The organism is Aeromicrobium jepli (genome assembly GCF_047246605.1).
Lineage (GTDB): Bacteria > Actinomycetota > Actinomycetes > Propionibacteriales > Nocardioidaceae > Aeromicrobium.
On the sequence record NZ_JBFOKO010000002.1, the window covers coordinates 233,249 to 247,914 of the forward strand.

Genomic DNA, 14,666 nt, shown 5'->3' on the forward strand with positions numbered 1-14,666 from the left:
CCTCTCGACGAGTAGCCTTCGTGACATGACGTACACCGGACAGGTCACGGTCGGCGGCCCCGCGGACACGCGCGAGGCGGGCGACCTGGTCATCACCAAGATCGCCGTCGGCCCGATGGCCAACAACGCCTACCTGCTGCGCTGTGCGCTGACCGGCGAGCAGGTGCTCATCGACGCCGCCGACGAGGCCGGGCGCCTGCTCGAGCTGGTCGGCGACGGCGGCCTGGCGAGGGTCGTCACGACGCACCGCCACGGCGACCACTGGCAGGCGCTCGCCGAGGTCGTCGAGGCGACCGGCGCCGAGACCGTCGCCGGCGAGGACGACGCCGACGAGCTGCCCGTGAAGGTCGACGTCCGGGTCCGGACGGGCGCGCGGGTGCGCGTCGGCTCGTGCGAGCTCGAGGTCATCGAGGTGGTCGGCCACACGCCCGGCTCGATCGTGCTGGCCTACGACGACCCCGACGGCATCACCCACCTGTTCACCGGCGACTCCCTGTTCCCCGGCGGCGTCGGCCGCACGTGGTCCCCCGACGACTTCCTGCGGCTCGTCGACGAGGTCGAGACCAAGCTCTTCGGACGGTTCGACGACGACACGTGGTTCTACCCGGGCCACGGCGACGACTCCAACCTGGGCGCCGAGCGCGCGAGCATCCCGGACTGGCGGGCCCGCGGATGGTAGCCTCCGGCTGCTTCGCCATGGCTGGGTTGCGCCGAAGGCGCCCTTTCAGAAGGTGACGGGGAGCGACTCGATCCCGAAGACGAAGCTGAGCTGGCGGAACTCGAGCTCGGCCTCGGGGACGGCGAGGCGCAGGTCCGGGAAGCGGTTGAGCAGCTTGGGCAGCGCGATGCGCAGCTCCATGCGCGCCAGCTCGGCGCCGATGCAGCGGTGGATGCCGTGCCCGAACGCGAGGTGGCCGCTGGCCGGCACGCGGAACGGGTCGAACGTGTCGGCGTCGGGTCCCGCCACGGCCGGGTCGCGGTTGGCCGCGCTCAGTGACACGAGCAGCACGTCGCCGGCCTTCACGCGGGTGCCGAACAGGTCCATGTCCTGCTTCGCGAAGCGCGGGAACGCCACCTGCACGACCGAGAAGTAGCGCAGCAGCTCCTCGATGACGCGGTCCACCGTGGCGCGGTCGCCGGAGCGGACCAGCTCGGCGTAGGCCGGGTCGCGCGTCAGCATGATCGTGCTGAGCGCGATCATGCCGGCCGTGGTCTCGTAGCCGCCGGTGAAGACGCCGTCGGCCAGGCCGGCGAGGTCGACGTCGCTGATCAGCTCGCCCTCGTCGCGGATGATCTGGCCGATGAGGCCCGGGCCGGGCTCCTTGCGCTGGCGCGCCACCGCGTCGAAGAGGAACTCGCGCTGGGCCGAGACCGCCCCGAACGCGGCCGCTCCCCCGTGCGTGGCGTCGAACCGGGCGCTGCCGAGCTTGGAGAACGCCTGCGTGTCCTCGTAGTCCAGGCCCAGCAGGGCGCAGATCGTGTTGAACGGGATCGGGAACGCCAGCTCCTGGGCGAGGTCGGCGCCCGGGCCGGCCGCCTCGAGGTCGTCGAGCGCCCGGTCGACGATGCCCTCGATGACGGGCTCGAGCCGCGCGAGGCGGCGCATCGTGAACTCGGGCGTGACGATCTTGCGCAGCCGGGTGTGCACGGGCGGGTCGGTGAAGCCCAGGCCGCCGATGTCGTCGGACGTGGCCGGGCCGTCGCCGGAGAACAGGTGACGGATGTCCGTGGAGTACGCGTCACGCGCCGTCAGCACCTGTCGCGCCTGCTCGTGGCCGGTCACCAGGTAGGCGGTGAAGTCGAACGGCAGGTCGAGCCGGTGCAGGGGCTCGCTGGCGCGGATCTGGGCCATCCGGGGCAGCGGATCCAGCCCGATGCGCTGCAGCGGGGCCTTCGTGGTCTCGGGGATGAACGAGAAGCTGGCGAGGTCGATGCCGCGCTTGCTCACGTGGCGCCGGGCCACCGACGCCAGCACCTTCGAGCGCAGTCTGCGCAACATCGTCACCGGGACACAATATCGGTCGCGGTTGCCGGATCCGAGGCTTGGCGCGACTCTGGTGGAAAATCGTCCCAGGGAGGCGCCATGACTGCCACCGTCGACCGACCCACCGAGCTCAGGCGCGTCCTGGGTCCCAAGCTCCTCCTGCTGTTCATCGTCGGGGACATCCTCGGCACCGGCGTCTACGCCCTCACCGGCCAGGTCGCCGCGGAGGTCGGCGGTGCCGCCTGGCTGCCGTTCCTCGTGGCGTTCGTCGTGGCGCTGCTGACCGCGCTGTCGTACCTCGAGCTCGTCACGAAGTACCCGCAGGCGGCCGGTGCCGCGCTGTACGTGCACAAGGCGTTCGGCGTGCACTTCCTCACCTTCATGGTCGCCTTCACGGTCATGTGCTCGGGCATCACGTCGGCGTCGACGGCGTCGCGCGCGTTCGCCTCCAACCTCGCCGTCGGCATCGACTGGAAGGCCTCGAACATCGAGATCATGCTGATGGCGCTCGGCTTCATGCTGCTGGTCGCCGCCATCAACCTGCGCGGCGTCAGCGAGGGCGTCAAGACGAACGTCGTGCTCACGCTCATCGAGCTCTCGGGCCTGCTGCTGGTCATTCTGGTCGGCTTCTGGGCCATCGCCGGCGGCGACGCCGACTGGGGCCGCGTCGTGGCCTTCGACACGCCCCAGGACAAGAACGTGTTCCTCGCCGTCACGACGGCCACCTCGCTGGCGTTCTTCGCGATGGTCGGCTTCGAGGACGCGGTGAACATGGCCGAGGAGTGCCACGAGCCGAACCGCATCTTCCCCAGGATCATGCTGACCGGCCTGGGCCTGACCGGCGTCATCTACGTCCTCGTGTCGATCTGCTCCGTCGCGCTCGTGCCCGTCGGCGAGCTGGCCAAGAGCGACACGCCGCTCGTGATCGTCGTCGAGCGCGGCGCGCCCGACATCCCGATCGACCAGATCCTGCCGTTCATCTCGATGTTCGCCGTGGCGAACTCGGCGCTCATCAACATGCTGATGGCGAGCCGCCTGCTCTACGGCATGGCGAAGCAGGGCGTCATCCCCATGAGCCTGTCGAAGGTGAGCCGCCGCCAGACGCCGTGGGTGGCCATCGCGTTCACGACGCTGCTGGCCCTGGGACTGATCGCCTACGTGTCGAACGCGAGCGAGGACGCCGTCGCCGTGCTCGGCGGCACGACCAGCCTGCTGCTGCTCGCGGTCTTCGCCGTCGTGAACCTGGCGGTCCTGATCCTGCGCCGTGATCACGTGGAGCACTCGCACTTCCGCACCGCGGCGCCCGTGGCGCTGCTGGGGTCGCTGACCTGCCTCTACCTCGTGACGCCGCTGTCCGGGCGCCCGGCGTCGCAGTACGAGGTGGCGGGGATCCTGCTCGTCATCGGCCTGCTGCTGTCGGTGCCGATGTACTTCCTGAGCCGCCGCCGCGGCGAGAGGCTCGAGGTGAGTCACCCCGACGACCTCCCGCCGCACGGCATCCCGTGACGGGACTCAGTGACCGCCGACGCGGTCCGGGTACTTCTTGCTGTACCAGAGGCTCGCGACGGCCGTGATCGTGAGCGTCAGGATGATGACGCCCAGGCTGAGCAGCGTCGGGACCTCGGGCACCGGGACCGGGCCGATGTGGTGGACCGGGTGGCCGTCGTTGATGAACGGCAGCTCGTTCTCGTGCAGCGCGTGCAGGACCAGCTTGATGCCGATGTAGAACAGCAGGAACGCCAGGCCGTACGACAGGAACACGAGGCGCTGCAGCAGGTCGCCGAGCAGGAAGTACAGCTGGCGCAGTCCCATGAGCGCGAAGACGTTCGCCGTGAAGACGATGTACGGCTCCTGCGTGAGGCCGAAGATCGCGGGGATCGAGTCCAGCGCGAACAGGATGTCGGTGGTGCCCAGCGCGATGATGACGAGCGCCATCGGCGTGATGGCGCGACGGCCGTTCTCGCGCACGACCAGCTTGAGGCCGTCCCACGTGTCGCTCAGGTTGAAGCGCTTGCGCGCGAAGCGGACGACGGCGTTCTCGACGTCCTCGTCCTCGTCGTCGTTCTTCGCCAGCTTGATCGCGGTGTAGATGAGGAAGGCGCCGAAGATGTAGAAGATCCACGAGAACTGCTCGATGGCCACCGCGCCCAACGCGATGAAGATGCCGCGGAACACCAGCGCCAGGATGATGCCGACGAGCAGCGCCTCCTGCTGGTACTTCCGCGGGACCGCGAAGCTGCTCATGATGATGATGAAGATGAACAGGTTGTCGATCGAGAGGCTGTACTCGGTCAGCCAGCCGGCGTAGAACTCGATGCCGTACTGGTGGCCGTGGAAGCCCCAGACCCAGGCGCCGAAGGCGACGGCGAGGCCGATGTAGAAGGAGAGCGCGATGGCGCACTCCTTGGTGGTGGGCTCGTGCGGCTTGCGCGCGATCACGACGATGTCGAACAGCAAGATGGCGATGGTCACCCCGAGGGTGATGCCCCATTCCAGCAGGCTGACGTTCACAGGCGGTCCTCAGTTCTCTCCGGGTCGTCAAGACTCGGAGGTCTCTTCCGCCGACACGTCGGTCGACCCGGGCTCCCGGGGTGGTCGACGATGACCCCCGTGCTGACGAGATGCCGGTGCTGGGAATACTCCCCTCCGCCGGTCAAGTCTCTCAGCCGACCCCAACGGTCGCCAACTCAGGTGCCGGCGCCGATCATGCCGCGCAACTCGCGCTTGAGCTCGCCGATCTCGTCGCGCAGGCGCGCGGCGACCTCGAACTGCAGCTCGGCCGCGGCCTGGTGCATCTGGTCGGACAGCTGGTCGATGAGGCCGGCCAGCTCCTCGGACGGCAGGTCCGCGAGGTCCTTCGTGTGCTGGCCGAGCGGCACCGGGGCGCCCTTGCGCCGGTGGTCGCCCGTGGCGGCGAGCAGCGCCTTGGTGTCCTCGTCCTCGCGGGCGAGCATGTCGGTGATGTCACCGATCTTCTTGCGCAGCGGCTGCGGGTCGATACCGTGCGCCTCGTTGTAGGCGATCTGCTTGGCCCGGCGGCGGTTCGTCTCGTCGATCGCCGACTCCATCGAGTCGGTCACCCGGTCGGCGTACATGATGACCTGGCCCGAGACGTTGCGCGCCGCGCGGCCGATCGTCTGGATGAGCGAGCGGCCCGACCGCAGGAAGCCCTCCTTGTCGGCGTCGAGGATCGCCACGAGGCTCACCTCGGGCAGGTCGAGGCCCTCGCGCAGGAGGTTGATGCCGACGAGGACGTCGTACTCGCCCATGCGCAGCTCGCGCAGCAGCTCGACGCGGCGCAGGGTGTCGACCTCGCTGTGCAGGTAGCGCGTGCGGATGCCCGCCTCGAGCAGGTAGTCGGTCAGGTCCTCGGACATCTTCTTGGTCAGCGTGGTGACCAGGACGCGCTCGTTGCGCTCGACGCGGTCGTTGATCTCGCCGATGAGGTCGTCGATCTGGCCCTTCGTGGGCTTGACGATGACCTCGGGGTCGATGAGGCCGGTCGGGCGGATGACCTGCTCGACGACGTCGCCCTCGACCTTGTTCATCTCGTAGTCGCCCGGCGTGGCCGACAGGTAGACGGTCTGGCCGATGCGCTCGAGGAACTCGGGCCACTTGAGCGGTCGGTTGTCCATCGCGCTGGGCAGCCGGAAGCCGTGCTCGACGAGCGAGCGCTTGCGGCTCATGTCGCCCTCGTACATCGCGCCGATCTGCGGGATCGTCACGTGCGACTCGTCGACGACGAGCACGAAGTCCTGCGGGAAGTAGTCCAGGAGGCAGTTGGGGGCCGATCCCGGCGGGCGGCCGTCCATGTGCAGCGAGTAGTTCTCGATGCCCGAGCAGGTGCCGACCTGCTCCATCATCTCGAGGTCGTAGGTGGTGCGCATGCGCAGTCGCTGGGCCTCGAGCAGCTTGTTCTCGCGCTCGAGCACCTCGAGCCGCTCCTCCAGCTCGCGCTTGATGCCCTCGATCGCGCGTGCCATGACCTCGGGACCCGCGGCGTAGTGGGTGGCGGCGCCGACGTACAGCTCCTGGTCGTCGCTGAGCACCTCGCCCGTGAGCGGGTGCAGCGTCATGAGCCGCTCGATCTCGTCGCCGAAGAACTCCACCCGGACCGCCATCTCCTGGTAGACGGGGAAGATCTCGACGGTGTCGCCCTTGACCCGGAACGTGCCACGGGTGGAGCTGACGTCGTTGCGGACGTACTGGGCCTGCACGAGCGTGCGCAGCAGCTGGTCGCGGCCCATCTCGTCGCCGACCTTGAAGCCGATCATGCGGTTCAGGTACTCCTGCGCCGAGCCCAGGCCGTAGATGCACGAGACCGTGGCGACCACGATGACGTCGCGGCGCGTCAGCAGCGACCACGTGGCGGAGTGGCGCAGCCGCTCGACCTCCTCGTTGATCGAGGAGTCCTTCTCGATGTACGTGTCCGTCTGCGCGATGTACGCCTCGGGCTGGTAGTAGTCGTAGTACGAGACGAAGTACTCGACGGCGTTGTTGGGCAGCAGCTCGCGCAGCTCGTTGGCGAACTGCGCGGCGAGCGTCTTGTTCGGCAGCATGACCAGCATCGGGCGCTGCAGCTGCTCCGCGAGCCACGCGGTGGTGGCGGTCTTGCCGGTGCCGGTGGCACCCATCAGCACGACGTCGTTCGCGCCGCCCCGGATGCGCTTGGTGATCTCGGCGATCGCGGCGGGCTGGTCGCCGGCGGGCTTGTACTCGGAGACGACCTCGAACGGCGCCACCTGCCGCGTGAGTTCGGAGACTGATCGCATGGTTCGAGCCTACGGGCGGGCACCGACAGTTTCCCGGGGAGCGAGTCACCGACCGAGGCGCTCGTCCGGCGGCACCCCCAGCGCCCGGATCGTCGCCGCCAGTCCTCGGTACTGCCCGACGAGCAGGCACAGCTCGATCGCGTGCCGCTCGTCCCAGTGGGCGCGCAGCATCGACCACGCCGCGTCGTCGATGTCGTCGGTGCGCAGCAGCTGGTCCGTCGCCGCCAGCAGCGCCGCGTCCGGCGCCGACCACCCGGGCAGGCCCTTCTCGCGGACGCGCGCGATCTCCTCGACCGTCAGGCCCGCCCGGCGGCCGAGCCGCTCGTGGTGGCGCCACTCGTACTCGCTGTGGCAACGGTCGGCGACGCGCAGGATCACGAGCTCGGTCTCGCGACGCGGGATCCGGCCGGCCAGCAGCAGCGCGCCGGACCAGCCCAGCCACGCCCGGTACAGCCACCGGTGCCGGCCGAGCGTCGTGAACAGGTGCGCCTCGCGGACCCGCGTGGCGCGCGACATGAGCCGCCCCAGCGCGTGGTTCACGAGGCCGAGCCCGTCACGGTCCCCCGGCGTGACGCGAGGACCCCGGCTCATCGCCGCTCCCCCGTCGCCTGCGCGACCGCGCGCACGAGCTGCCGGTTGAGCAGCCTCATCGCTGCCGAGTAGGCCCAGGGGAGCCAGCGCTGCGCGAGGTGGGCCAGCCGGACGTCACGGGAGGTGTAGACCCAGTAGCGGCGCCGCCGCACTCCCCCGACGATCGCCTCGGCGGCGTGCTCGGGCGAGACGGCGTGCCGCAGGAACCGCTCCTCGATCCGCCGGACGGAGGGCGCGGAGCGATCCACCCCGGCGACCTCGAGCGAGTCGACGAGCGGGGTCGCGACGGCCCCGGGGCACACGAGGCTCACGCCGATCCGGTGGCGCCGCAGGTCGAACCGCAGGACCTCGCTCACGCCGCGCAGGCCGAACTTGCTCGCGCTGTAGGCGGCGTGCCACGGCAGCCCGAACAGCGCGGCCGCGCTGGCGACGTTGACGACGTGTCCCCCGCGCCCGGCGGCGATCATCGGCGGAACGAACGCGGACAGGACGTGCACGGGTCCCATCAGGTTGACGTCGAGCATCCGGCGCCAGTGGTCCTCGGTGAGCGTCTCGATGGTCCCCCAGGCGGAGATGCCCGCGACGTTGAGGACGACGTCCACCGAGCCGTGCGTCGCGTGGACCTCGTCGGCGAGGCGCCGCACGGCGGCGGGGTCGGTGAGGTCGGCCGCCCTGGCCAGCAGCACCTCGGCGCCCTCGGCACGGAGGGCATCGGCGAGGGCGTCGAGTGCCGCCTGGTCGCGGTCGGTCAACACGAGCCGGGCCCTCTCGCGGCCCAGGACGCGCGCCGTCGCGCTGCCGATGCCCCCCGTGGCTCCAGTGACAAGACAGGACTTGGTACGGATGTCCAGTTCTGCCATGGCGTCAGCCTAGGTGCCGGGTCGTGGAAGGACAACGAGGAATCCTCGGACGCCCGAGCATCCGACGCACGCGGGTCGAGCGCGAACCTATAGGCTGATTCGCATGGCCATTGTCGAGCGTCGGGCCCAACGAACCCGCGAGATCCTCGATGCGACGCGCATGCTCTTCGACGAGCGTCGCATGCGGGACGCGCAGATCGAGGACATCGCCCGAGCCGTCGGCATCAACCGCGCGATCATCTACCGGCACTTCACCACGAAGGAAGAGCTCTTCGCGATGACGCTGGTGGACTACCTCCACGAGCTCGAGACGCGCCTGGCCAAGTCCGATGCCGAGGGCCTGTCCCCACTCGAGCGGATCGACATCATCACGAACGAGTTCCTCGCCTACGGCAGTGAGTACCCGGCGTTCGTCGACTGCGCGCAGTCGCTGCTGCGCCACCGCGGCTCCGAGCTGCTGGAGCAGATCAGCCTCGAGCGCCTCACCGAGCTGGGCGCCGCGATCAACCGCTGCTTCGTCCACATCACGACCGCGATCCAGCACGGCAACGAGACCGGCGACTTCGACGTCGCCGACCCCGAGCTGATCGCCAACATGATGTACACGCAGGGCCTGGGCATCTTGAACCTCGTGACGTTCCAGCGCTCCATCCGCGAGCTCAACTCGGGCATCCCCACGATGGACAACCTGCCGATGCCCGAGGTCGTCGAGCTGGCGAAGCGCTCGGTCCGCGCGATCGTCCAGAAGACCAGCTGAGCGGACCTCCCCCGACACGCGAACGGGGCCGGTGACAGTCGCCACCGGCCCCGTTCCACGTCTGCGTCAGCGCTCGAGGATCGCGACGACGCCCTGGCCGCCGGCGGCGCAGATCGAGATCAGGGCACGCCCCGAGCCCTTCTGCTCCAGCAGCTTCGCGGCGTTCGCGATGATGCGACCGCCGGTCGCCGCGAACGGGTGCGCCGCGGCCAGCGACGAGCCCTTCACGTTGAGCTTGTCGCGGTCGATCGCTCCGAGCGGGCTGTCGAGGCCGAGGCGCTGCTTGCAGAAGTCCGCGTCCTCCCACGCCGCGAGCGTCGACAGCACCTGGCCGGCGAACGCCTCGTGGATCTCGTAGAAGTCGAAGTCCTGCAGGGTCAGGCCCTGGCGCTCGAGCATCTTCGGCACGGCGTAGGCGGGTGCCATGAGCAGGCCCTCGCCGCCGTTGACGTAGTCCACCGCGGCGGTCTCGAAGTCGACGAGGTACGCCTTGACGTCCCAGCCGCGACGCCCGGCCTCCTCCTCCGAGGCCAGCAGCGCGACGGAGGCGCCGTCGGACAGCGGCGTGGAGTTGCCGGCCGTCATCGTGGCGGCCTCGCCGAGCTGCTTGCCGAAGACGGGCTTGAGCCTGGCGAGCTTCTCGACCGTGGAGTCGGGACGCAGGTGGTTGTCGCGCTCGACGCCGTGGAACGGGGTGACGAGGTCGTCCTGCCAGCCCGACTCCCACGCGGCGGCCAGGTTCTGGTGCGAGCGGGCGGCCAGCTCGTCCTGCGCCTCGCGGGTGATGCCCCACTCGTGCGTCGTGAGCGCCTGGTGGTCGCCCATCGACAGGCCGGTGCGCGGCTCGGCGTTGCGCGGCTGGTCGGGCGCGAGGTGGCTGGGGCGGATCTTCGCCAGCAGCTTGAGCAGCGCCTTCCTGTCGCCCTTCGCGTTGGCCTGGTTGGCCTGCAGCAGGATCTTGCGCAGCTTGTCGTTGACCGCGAGCGGCGCGTCCGACGTGGTGTCGGTGCCGCCGGCGATGCCGAACTCGATCTGGCCGAGGGCGATCTTGTTGGCCACCTGGAACGCGGCCTGCAGGCCCGTGCCGCACGCCTGCTGGATGTCGGTGGCGGGCGTCGCGGGCGAGAGCTTGGAGCCCAGGACCGTCTCGCGCGTGAGGTTGAAGTCGCGGGCGTGCTTGAGGACGGCACCGGCGACGACCTCGCCGGCGCGCTCGCCCTCGAGGCCGAAGCGCTCGACCAGGCCGTCGAGCGCGGCGGTCAGCATCTCCTGGTTGGAGACGCCGGCGTAGACCGTGTTGGAGCGGGCGAAGGGGATGCGGTTGCCGCCGATGACGGCGACCCGGCGGACGGTGCGGGCCTCGGGGGCCGCGGCCTTCGACGCCTTCGTGCTGGGCTTGTCAGCCATGGGAAACCTTTCGTCTGCGACTGGGTCGCGCTCATCTTTGCCGTGACGCTGCCGTGCAGGCTACAGTCGGTACAACGCGTCGGATACCGATGGTATCCGAAGATCCGAGAGATAGGACGAATGCCGCGATGAGCGACCGTTACAAGTCGATGATCCAGAACCCGATCGGGCAGTTCCTCGTCAAGAACCTGGGCCTGCCGAACCCTCCGGAGCTCAAGCGCTACAGCGGCGGCGCACTCGTCGACGGTCCCGTCCTCATCGGTGGCGACGGCCTCGTCGCCGCGGACCTGCCGGGGCTGCTCAAGGGCTCCGGCATCGACACCACGACGGTCCGCGCCGAGGGCCGCCGCTACGCCGGCCTCGTCTTCGACGCCTCGATCATCGACTCCGCCGCCGGCACGGTCGCGCTGCAGGAGTTCTTCACCCCCGTCCTGCGCAGCCTCGCTCCCAGCGCCAAGATCGTCGTCATCGGCGTCCTGCCCGAGCGCGCCGGCTCGGTCGGCGCGGCCATCGCGCAGCGCGGCCTCGAGGGCTTCGTCCGGTCGCTCGGCAAGGAGATCGGCGCCAACGGCAGCACCGCCAACCTCGTCTACGTGACGCCCGAGTCCAAGGACGCGATCGCGTCGACCCTGCAGTTCCTGCTCTCCCCCAAGTCCGCGTTCGTCGACGGCCAGGTCGTCCGCCTCGGCACCACCGACCTGGTCGAGGCCGACGAGGTCGCCGACCCGGCCAAGCCGCTCGCCGGCAAGGTCGCCCTCGTGACCGGCGCCTCGCGTGGCCTGGGCGCCGCGATGGCGCGCACGCTGCACCGCGACGGCGCCACGATCATCGGCCTCGACGTCCCGCCGCTGCAGGAGGACCTCGACCGCCTCATGGGCGAGCTCGGCGGCAGCTCGATCGTGTGCGACATCACCGCCGAGGACGCGCCCGAGACCATCGCCGCGGGCTTGGGCGACGGCGTCGACATCGTGGTCCACAACGCCGGCATCACGCGCGACAAGCGCCTGAAGAACATGAAGGCCGAGAACTGGGCGAAGGTCGTCGACATCAGCGTCGGCGCCCCCGAGCGCATCACGGCGCACCTGCTGGAGAGCAAGCTCATCCGCCCGGGCGGCCGCGTCATCGGCATCTCCTCCATCGCCGGCATCGCGGGCAACAACGGCCAGACCAACTACGGCACCGCCAAGGCCGGCGTCATCGGCTTCGTCCAGGCGCTCGCCCCGCAGGTCGCCGCCGACGGCATCACGGTCAACGCGATCGCGCCGGGCTTCATCGAGACCGACATGGTCAAGACGATGCCGCTCGGCATCCGCGAGGCCGGCCGCCGCCTCAGCTCGCTGTCGCAGGGCGGCCAGCCGGTCGACGTCGCCGAGGCGATCGCCTGGTACAGCCACCCGGGCTCGTCGGCGATCTCGGGCAACGTCGTGCGCGTGTGCGGCCAGGGCTTCCTCGGTGCCTGACGTGACGACGACGCGCACGTTCGACAAGGCCCCGGCCGGCCTGCCGCTCATGGTCAAGGCGGCGCTGCCGGCCCTTCCCGTGATCGGCGGCCTGCCGGGCATCAAGCACGAGAAGGGTGGGCTGCCCCGGACGGTCCTGCGGCGCACGCAGGTCGTGACGGACCTGGCCCACCTCGAGCGCTACAACGACGTGTGCGGGTTCGCCCGGGCCGAGACCGTGCCGGCGACCTACCCGCACATCGCGGCCCACACGCTGCACCTGACCCTCATGACGGACACGGCGTTCCCGTTCCCGCCCATGGGGGCCGTGCACCTGCGCAACCGGATCACGCAGTACCGGCCGATCGGCCGCGAGGAGGTCTACGACCTCACGCTGCGCGCCGACGCCGACGAGCCGCACCCCAAGGGCCGGCTCATCTCGCTCGTGAGCGAGGCGCGGATCGGCGGCGAGATCGTCTGGGACGAGACCATGACGGTGCTGTTCCGCAGCCGCACCGGCGGCGACGAGACCACCGCTCCCCCGCTCGCCGGCGTCGAGGCGCCCGAGGGACCGGTGAGCTGGACGCTCGGTGGCGACCTGGGCCGGCGCTACGGCGCGGTCTCGGGCGACCGCAACCCGATCCACCTGTACCCCGTCACGGCGAAGGCGTTCGGCTTCCCGCGCCAGATCGCGCACGGGATGTGGACCAAGGCGCGCTCGTTGGCCGCCCTGCAGAACCGGCTGCCCGACGCGTACACGGTGGACGTCGAGTTCAAGAAGCCGATCCTGCTGCCGGGCACTGTCCGGTTCGGCGCGTCGACCGACGGCGACGTCACGACGTTCGGCGTGCGGGACGCGCGCCAGGGCGTCCCGCACCTCGTCGGCCGCATCACCCCGGCCTGACCGACCCGCTGAGTTTCACGTTCCGCCCGCGACACGCCGTGCGGAGCGGGCGGAACGTGAAGCTCAGCGCTCCTCGCGCGGCTTCACGGGCCGGATGAGGCCCTCCTGCGCGACGGACGCCACGAGCGTGCCGTCCTGCGTGAAGACCCTCGCGGTCGACAGGCCACGGGCGCCCGAGGCGGACGGCGACGTCTGGTCGTACAGGAGCCACTCGTCGACCCGGAACGGGCGGTGGAACCACACGACGTGGTCGAGGGACGCGGGCTGCACCTTGGGCGAGCTGATGAGCACGCCGTGCGGCACGAGCGAGGCGCCGAGCAGGCTGAAGTCGCTGTAGTACGTGAAGAGCGCGCGATGCAGCAGCACGTCGTCCGGCAGTCGCTCGCTGGCGCGGAACCACATGCGCTGCACGACGGGCGTCGTGGCGCGGCTCGGGTCGTCCTCGGGACGCGGGTCGCCGACGTACCGCATGTCGAAGCCGCCCCACTCCTGCTTCCACTGCTCGGCGCCGTCGGGGCTGATGTACTTCACCAGGTCGACCATCGGGGTGCCGTCGTCCGGGCCCGGCGTGGACGGCAGGACGTCCTGGTGGTCCCAGCCGTCCTCCTCGCGCTGGAACGACGCGGTCATGTAGAAGATGACCTCGCCGTGCTGGCGCGCGGCGACGCGACGGGTCGCGAACGAGCGGCCGTCGCGGACGTTCTCGACGTCGTAGATGATCGGGATGCTCGGATCGCCGCCGAGGATGAAGTACACGTGCAGCGAGTGCAGGTGCTTGTCGTCGGCGACGGTGCGCTGCGCGGCCATCACGGCCTGGCCCGCCACCTGCCCGCCGAACACGCGCTTGAGCCGGGACTTCGGCGGCTGGCCGCCGCGGAAGAGGTTGACCTCCAGCTGCTCGATCTGGAGCAGGTCGACGAGTTCGTTCACGGTCGCGGGCACGAACGCGATCCTATCGGGATCGGCGCGTGGCACCGGCCGTCAGCGCTCGAGACCACCCGTAACCGTGGTCACAGGTGGAGCAACCACGGACAAGGCGCAGCCTTTCACCCTTGGTCGTTCTTGCGCTGATTCGCGAGGAACTGCTCGAGCTGGCTGGCGAGCTCGTCGCCGGTCGGCAGGCTGGCGTCGTCGGCCAGGAGCGACTCGGCGGCACCGCGGCTGAAGATGTCGTACTGCTCCTCGAGGCCGTGGAGCACGCCCTCGCCGTCCTGCTCGGCGATCTGCTGCTCGATCTCGGAGATCGAGTCGGGCTGGCGCGCGCGCAGCTCCTCCAGGTCGAGGCTGAGGCCGAGCTTGAGCGCGACGGCCTCCAGCAGCGCGAGCGCGGCCGTGGGGTACTCGATCTGAGTCAGGTAGTGCGGCACGTGCACGACGTAGCCGATCGCGTCGAGGCCGTGCTCGCGCATGCGGAACTCCAGCATCGACTGCGCCGACGACGGCACGGTGACCTCGGCGTTCCAGAAGTTCTTGCGGTCGACCAGCTCGGGGCGGGTGCCGTGCATCGTCAGCAGCGGCGGCCGGGTGTGCGGCACGCCCATCGGGACGCCGCCCAGGAACACCGTCAGCGGGACGCCGAGCTCGCTGATGACGTCGATCGTCTCGGCGGCGAACGCCTCCCAGCCGAAGTCCGGCTCGGGACCCGAGAGCAGCAGGTACGGCGTGCCGGCGAGGTCGTGGTGGCGCGTGATGCGCAGCGTCGGCTCGACGTAGTCGACGTAGTGGTCGCGGCGGAACGTGATCGGCGGGCGGCGCGCGCGGTAGTCGAACATCGAGTCCAGGTCGAACTCGTGGACCACCTCGGCGTCCTCGGTCCGCAGCTGCCCGGCCGCGAGCAGCGAGGAGGAGCCGGCACTGAGGAACCCGTCGAGCGCGACGATCAGCGGGATCGGGTCGCGGTCGAGGTCATCGGAACGTCGTCGTGAGAACCACTTCGGAGTCAACGTCACCAC

Annotated in this window: 13 protein-coding genes; 5 read left to right on the plus strand and 8 right to left on the minus strand. The window is 70.1% G+C overall.

The annotated features are described in order from the left end of the window. Nucleotides 1-25: 25 nt before the first annotated feature. On the plus strand, nt 26-679 hold the full coding sequence (locus AB3M81_RS04850) for an MBL fold metallo-hydrolase (protein WP_412902774.1): 654 nt from the start codon (nt 26-28) through the stop codon (nt 677-679). Between the two features lie 45 nt (nt 680-724). Here AB3M81_RS04850 and AB3M81_RS04855 read toward each other — a convergent pair whose 3' ends face one another. Further along, nucleotides 725-1,999, minus strand: a complete 1,275-nt coding sequence (locus AB3M81_RS04855) for a cytochrome P450 (RefSeq protein ID WP_412903128.1) — start codon at nt 1,997-1,999, stop codon at nt 725-727. A gap of 84 nt (nt 2,000-2,083) precedes the next feature. On the opposite strand from AB3M81_RS04855, the gene AB3M81_RS04860 reads away from it, so the two are divergent. Then, nucleotides 2,084-3,490 carry an APC family permease gene (locus AB3M81_RS04860; RefSeq protein WP_412902775.1) on the plus strand — a complete coding sequence of 469 codons (1,407 nt, stop codon included), beginning with the start codon at nt 2,084-2,086 and terminating at the stop codon, nt 3,488-3,490. 6 nt (nt 3,491-3,496) lie between these two features. Here AB3M81_RS04860 and AB3M81_RS04865 read toward each other — a convergent pair whose 3' ends face one another. From AB3M81_RS04865 to AB3M81_RS04880, 4 genes are all read right to left on the minus strand, one after another. Beyond that, nucleotides 3,497-4,495, minus strand: a complete 999-nt coding sequence (locus AB3M81_RS04865) for a TerC family protein (RefSeq protein ID WP_412902776.1) — start codon at nt 4,493-4,495, stop codon at nt 3,497-3,499. A 176-nt stretch (nt 4,496-4,671) separates the two neighbouring features. After that, nucleotides 4,672-6,756 carry an excinuclease ABC subunit UvrB gene (gene uvrB / locus AB3M81_RS04870; RefSeq protein WP_412902777.1) on the minus strand — a complete coding sequence of 695 codons (2,085 nt, stop codon included), beginning with the start codon at nt 6,754-6,756 and terminating at the stop codon, nt 4,672-4,674. A 45-nt stretch (nt 6,757-6,801) separates the two neighbouring features. Next, nucleotides 6,802-7,347: a carboxymuconolactone decarboxylase family protein gene (locus AB3M81_RS04875; protein ID WP_412902778.1), complete on the minus strand. Its 546-nt coding sequence runs from the start codon at nt 7,345-7,347 to the stop codon at nt 6,802-6,804. Beyond that, nucleotides 7,344-8,207 (minus strand): SDR family oxidoreductase, encoded by an 864-nt coding sequence (locus AB3M81_RS04880; protein ID WP_412902779.1) that lies wholly within the window; start codon nt 8,205-8,207, stop codon nt 7,344-7,346. The genes AB3M81_RS04875 and AB3M81_RS04880 overlap by 4 nt, the downstream gene beginning before the upstream one ends. Nucleotides 8,208-8,310: 103 nt before the next feature. On the opposite strand from AB3M81_RS04880, the gene AB3M81_RS04885 reads away from it, so the two are divergent. Next, the gene (locus tag AB3M81_RS04885; protein ID WP_412902780.1) at nt 8,311-8,964 is read left to right on the plus strand and encodes a TetR/AcrR family transcriptional regulator; all 654 of its coding nucleotides are present in this window, start codon (nt 8,311-8,313) and stop codon (nt 8,962-8,964) included. 66 nt (nt 8,965-9,030) lie between these two features. Here AB3M81_RS04885 and AB3M81_RS04890 read toward each other — a convergent pair whose 3' ends face one another. Beyond that, on the minus strand, nt 9,031-10,371 hold the full coding sequence (locus AB3M81_RS04890) for an acetyl-CoA C-acetyltransferase (protein ID WP_412902781.1): 1,341 nt from the start codon (nt 10,369-10,371) through the stop codon (nt 9,031-9,033). Nucleotides 10,372-10,499: 128 nt separating this feature from the next. Here AB3M81_RS04890 and AB3M81_RS04895 point away from each other — a divergent pair, with 128 nt between their 5' ends. Both AB3M81_RS04895 and AB3M81_RS04900 read left to right on the plus strand, forming a co-directional pair. Beyond that, the gene (locus AB3M81_RS04895) at nt 10,500-11,831 is read left to right on the plus strand and encodes a 3-oxoacyl-ACP reductase (protein WP_412902782.1); all 1,332 of its coding nucleotides are present in this window, start codon (nt 10,500-10,502) and stop codon (nt 11,829-11,831) included. A gap of 1 nt (nt 11,832) precedes the next feature. Beyond that, entirely contained in the window at nt 11,833-12,714 is an 882-nt protein-coding gene (locus tag AB3M81_RS04900) for a MaoC family dehydratase (RefSeq protein WP_412902783.1), read from the plus strand. A gap of 63 nt (nt 12,715-12,777) precedes the next feature. Here the strand turns inward: AB3M81_RS04900 and AB3M81_RS04905 are convergent, their stop codons facing one another. Both AB3M81_RS04905 and AB3M81_RS04910 read right to left on the minus strand, forming a co-directional pair. After that, nucleotides 12,778-13,656, minus strand: a complete 879-nt coding sequence (locus AB3M81_RS04905) for an acyl-CoA thioesterase (protein WP_412902784.1) — start codon at nt 13,654-13,656, stop codon at nt 12,778-12,780. 104 nt (nt 13,657-13,760) lie between these two features. Continuing rightward, nucleotides 13,761-14,663 carry a proteasome assembly chaperone family protein gene (locus AB3M81_RS04910; RefSeq protein WP_412902785.1) on the minus strand — a complete coding sequence of 301 codons (903 nt, stop codon included), beginning with the start codon at nt 14,661-14,663 and terminating at the stop codon, nt 13,761-13,763. Between the last annotated feature and the right edge of the window lie 3 nt (nt 14,664-14,666).

What these genes read in the sequence shown, in the direction of transcription:
- AB3M81_RS04850 (WP_412902774.1), top strand. Translation starts at nt 26, where the DNA reads ATGACGTACACCGGACAGGTCACGGTCGGCGGCCCCGCGGACACGCGC.
- AB3M81_RS04855 (WP_412903128.1), bottom strand. Translation starts at nt 1,999, where the DNA reads ATGTTGCGCAGACTGCGCTCGAAGGTGCTGGCGTCGGTGGCCCGGCGC.
- AB3M81_RS04860 (WP_412902775.1), top strand. Translation starts at nt 2,084, where the DNA reads ATGACTGCCACCGTCGACCGACCCACCGAGCTCAGGCGCGTCCTGGGT.
- uvrB (WP_412902777.1), bottom strand. Translation starts at nt 6,756, where the DNA reads ATGCGATCAGTCTCCGAACTCACGCGGCAGGTGGCGCCGTTCGAGGTC.
- AB3M81_RS04875 (WP_412902778.1), bottom strand. Translation starts at nt 7,347, where the DNA reads ATGAGCCGGGGTCCTCGCGTCACGCCGGGGGACCGTGACGGGCTCGGC.
- AB3M81_RS04880 (WP_412902779.1), bottom strand. Translation starts at nt 8,207, where the DNA reads ATGGCAGAACTGGACATCCGTACCAAGTCCTGTCTTGTCACTGGAGCC.
- AB3M81_RS04885 (WP_412902780.1), top strand. Translation starts at nt 8,311, where the DNA reads ATGGCCATTGTCGAGCGTCGGGCCCAACGAACCCGCGAGATCCTCGAT.
- AB3M81_RS04890 (WP_412902781.1), bottom strand. Translation starts at nt 10,371, where the DNA reads ATGGCTGACAAGCCCAGCACGAAGGCGTCGAAGGCCGCGGCCCCCGAG.
- AB3M81_RS04895 (WP_412902782.1), top strand. Translation starts at nt 10,500, where the DNA reads ATGAGCGACCGTTACAAGTCGATGATCCAGAACCCGATCGGGCAGTTC.